Origin of the sequence: Sphingorhabdus sp. (assembly GCF_044357595.1) — a bacterium.
GTDB lineage: Bacteria > Pseudomonadota > Alphaproteobacteria > Sphingomonadales > Sphingomonadaceae > Sphingorhabdus_B.
Genome location: NZ_JBIKPH010000178.1, coordinates 1 through 3633 on the forward strand (window position 1 = coordinate 1; position 3633 = coordinate 3633).

At 56.0% G+C, this 3633-nt stretch carries 5 protein-coding genes and 1 pseudogene; all 6 read right to left on the reverse strand.

What is annotated here, in order from left to right; all coding sequences use genetic code 11:
* Window positions 1–553: hypothetical protein (locus tag ACIQ2T_RS12465; protein ID WP_397591091.1), on the reverse strand; the 553-nt coding region annotated here is incomplete at its 3' end.
* Between the two features lie 8 nt (window positions 554–561).
* Window positions 562–1518: a 16S rRNA (cytosine(1402)-N(4))-methyltransferase RsmH gene (gene rsmH, locus ACIQ2T_RS12470; protein ID WP_397591092.1), complete on the reverse strand. Its 957-nt coding sequence runs from the start codon at window positions 1516–1518 to the stop codon at window positions 562–564.
* On the reverse strand, window positions 1515–2003 hold the full coding sequence (locus ACIQ2T_RS12475; RefSeq protein ID WP_397591093.1) for a division/cell wall cluster transcriptional repressor MraZ: 489 nt from the start codon (window positions 2001–2003) through the stop codon (window positions 1515–1517). Before ACIQ2T_RS12475 ends, rsmH begins: the two co-directional genes overlap by 4 nt.
* A gap of 309 nt (window positions 2004–2312) precedes the next feature.
* The gene (locus ACIQ2T_RS12480; RefSeq protein ID WP_397591094.1) at window positions 2313–3140 is read right to left on the reverse strand and encodes a hypothetical protein; all 828 of its coding nucleotides are present in this window, start codon (window positions 3138–3140) and stop codon (window positions 2313–2315) included.
* 4 nt (window positions 3141–3144) lie between these two features.
* Complete coding sequence (locus ACIQ2T_RS12485; RefSeq protein WP_397591095.1) at window positions 3145–3438, reverse strand: hypothetical protein; 294 nt, start codon at window positions 3436–3438, stop codon at window positions 3145–3147.
* 30 nt (window positions 3439–3468) lie between these two features.
* Window positions 3469–3633, reverse strand: a pseudogene (locus ACIQ2T_RS12490) (cysteine synthase A); the annotation flags it as partial.

Genomic DNA, 3633 nt, shown 5'->3' on the forward strand with positions numbered 1-3633 from the left:
CCGAAATATCCCGCATGAAGTCGTCGGACAAAAGCTTTTCGTCCATCCGCGCCAGCCGCTCGGTCCGCGTCTGCTCAACCTTCGGTGCCGCAGGCTTAGGTGCGGCGCGCTTTACCGGCTCGGCAAAAATCGGCGCCGCAACGGCGGTGGCAATTTCGGTGGATTTTTTAACAACGGCCTCAATTGTTGGCGCGGGATTGGCTTGGTTCGCGCTTGGCGCAGCGTCAATGTCGGCCGAAGCCATCATCACTGGCTTGGTCGCTTGCAGATCACCCGTCAGTTCCGCAAGTGCAGCCTCACCGCTAACGAACTGGTTGGCCATTGGTGGTTGATAACCGTACAAAAGCTCGTTCCATTCCTCAAGCTGCTGCAGACTAGCGCGCGTGCGGATTTCGGCTTGAAGGAAGCTGATTTCACGCTTTGTTTCCAATATGTTGCGATCAACAGCAACCAGATTGCTGTGCATCGCGGCAACGTTCAACGACAATGGGTATAACAGGATTGCAACCATGAACACCAAAGCCAGCCAGCCGATATTCTGAAGTCTTTTCATGGCGAGACTCATGCTGCCAGTCCTCCTATTGCCCATGCGGGTGCGTGTGTGCGGGTTGCGGAACGTAATGTTGCTGAACGGGACCGTGGATTACGGGCCAACTCGGCATCCGATGGCCGGACCGCTTTATCAGCTTTGTCGAAAGTGGGCGCAGGACCGTCATTACCAACCATTGGCACATGCCGTGACCCTGCGGCTTCTGCGCCACTACGACGGCGCAAAAATTGCTTTACGATGCGATCTTCAAGACTGTGAAAGGTAACCACAGCCAGACGACCCCCGGGCTTCAAAATGCGCTCTGCAGCTTCCAGCCCGTCGGTCAACTCATCCAGTTCGCGGTTCACATGAATGCGGATGGCCTGAAACGCACGAGTTGCGGGGTCTTTCGGCGCGCCGGGCTTATGGCCAACGGCCTTGCGGACGATTGCAGCGAGCTGCGCAGTTGTCGTGATGGGACGCGCAGCCACAATCGAACGCGCGATACGGCGTGAACGATGCTCTTCGCCATACCGAAAGATGATGTCGGCAATATCCGCTTCTTCAGCTTCGTTAACGAAGTCGGCAGCCGACATGCCGTCCTGACCCATGCGCATATCAAGCGGGCCGTCCTTCTGGAAGGAAAAGCCGCGCTCTGCGCGATCAAGCTGCATCGACGAAACGCCAATGTCGAGCACGACGCCATCGACCGACATGATACCATCAGCCATCAGGACATCGTCCATGTTAGAAAAACAGGCCGAGTAAAGACGCAAAGCACCTTCACTCCGGCCTGCAAGGTCCGCACCTTCGTTAAGTGCATCGGGATCGCGGTCGAACGCGTAAACGCGCGCACCACCAGCCAGTATCGCCTGGCTGTATCCACCCGCACCAAAGGTACCATCCACGATCTCAGCGCCCGGGGTGATGGGCAGAGAGTGAATTACTTCATCCAGTAAAACTGAAATATGTGGGGCGAGCGCGCTCATTTGTCGCGCTTTGCCTGGGACAGCCAATAATTCAGCTCGTCCTTAATGGGGTTAAACGCTGCAGGCGCTTCTTTGAGGAAGACATCAGGGTTCCACAGCATGAAGTGCGTTGTCGCGCCAAAGAAGAAAGCGCGGTCGTTAATGCGACCAAAATGCTTAAGCATAGGCGAGAGAACGAAGCGGCCACTTGCCTCAAAAGCGGTTTCAAAAATCGAAGAAGCCGAAACGCCAGCCATTTCCCGGTCAAATTCGGTACCCCGGTTAACTGCGCTTTGCCATTGCGCCTCAATGTCGGCACGCAGCTTAAGACGCTCGGACCCGCCAAAGCCAATCAGGCAAGGTAAGCTGGAATGGCGGGAAATACAGACATTGTTGCTGCCGCTCGACTGCTGTACGCTGTCACGTAGCTCGGCGGGAATGGTCGTACGGCCCTTGGCGTCGACAGTCGACACCCCCGAACCTGCATAGACGACCAACGCTGACACTACCTGAGCCACCCCCCAATAAAGGGTGGAAATTACCAATCATGACGAAACACGCGTCATGCGGACGCCGTAACGACCGATAGAATCAGGAATCCACCCCTTGAAGCCATGGTCATAACAAGGGAATTCATGGATGAAAAGGGGGATTTTATGGGAATGCTTAATTTTTATGACAAAATTTACCGAAATTCCCTTGTTTTTACAGTTCCCCCCAAATTGCCATGCGTAATGCACCCCAATATAAGCACCCAAAATCGGCTAAATTACCGGTCTTTGAGCAGTTAATTGCATAAAATTCTTCTGCGCCCGTCATTTTCCCACAAAATCCCCATTAAGCGCATTATTGGATTTCAACGCCATCAACAGCGCTTCGACAAAGGCCAAATTGGCGAACTCGTCACCTCCGGTGAGTATGCGCATCCCCTGTCCTTCCCAAAAGGCAGCGTCTAACATGTCGGCATCGGCAACCAACACCGCGCGCCCCTTACCGATCCGGCAATCCGCCAACAGGCCCTTGGCGGAAATGCTGCAGCGCGGGCTTATTGTCCCTTTGGGAAGCCATTCGCCGGGCGTTACGGTGCGTATATTGAAAGCGCCGATCTTGCGGATAACACGCGGGCTGTCATCGGTAATGGGCAAAACCAGCTCAAGCCCCCAATGTGTGAACAAGGGGGAAAGTAAAGATGTAAACAACGGGCGCCTCTTGTCCCCCAACGGATACAGGCTGCCCCATTGCAAAGCAGGGTCCGCCAGTATCAACAGCCGACCGCCGCTCCGAACCCAATTGTCCAAGCGCACGAGCTCCGCCGAAGCAAAAGCCCGCGGTTGAGCAAGCAAGAGCAGTTGCCCGTTGCGTGGTTGCCATGTCGTCAGGTCATCGATGAGGTCAATGTCGTAACGCTGGTCAAGGCGTGCGAAAGCAGGGTGCGGCGCGGCATCCTGGGTAAGGTCAGCTTCAATGCCCCCCTCACTCCACTGCAACGGCAATGTTGTCATGAGGGCTAGGGCCGCCTTTGGCCTATCATCTACGGACCGCGTGTAGGCAAATCCTGCAAACAGCAGCAGGGCCAATGATACGGCAAGCAGCGCGACAAAAAGCCGCGTTCTGCCCCCAAAGCGGGCAAATCTATCAGTCACCAAATTACCGCCGCGGCGCGGGTGCGGATTGCCGCGGCGCTGGCGCGGCTCCATTGGCAGGCTGATCAGTCCCAGAATCGTTGGCGACCGGCGTGACGCCCAATTCGGCCAGCGGCTCAGCAGGCGTTGAGCCATTGCCCGCGGTCAAGGGAGCCGCCCCTGGCATGCCGCCAGCTTGCGGCGCTGGCCTAACCCGATCGAGAACCATGCTTGCCAGTGTTACGAACAGCAGCACGATGACAAGGCCGACGACACCAACCTGAATGCGTTGAACTGCGGATTGCCTTTGCTGGACCATCTGCTTCCTCCTCTAAACCCGATATTGCCTTTAGCTGTCCGTTTGCCAAGGCATTACGGGAAGGTTTTTACTGCGCATCCATGCGGGATTATAGATGGTGGACAGATACCGGAAACCCGTGTCGCACAAGATGGTAACAATGCGCTTACCCGGCCCCAATTGTTTGCCCAACGCGATCGCGCCTGCCACATTGAT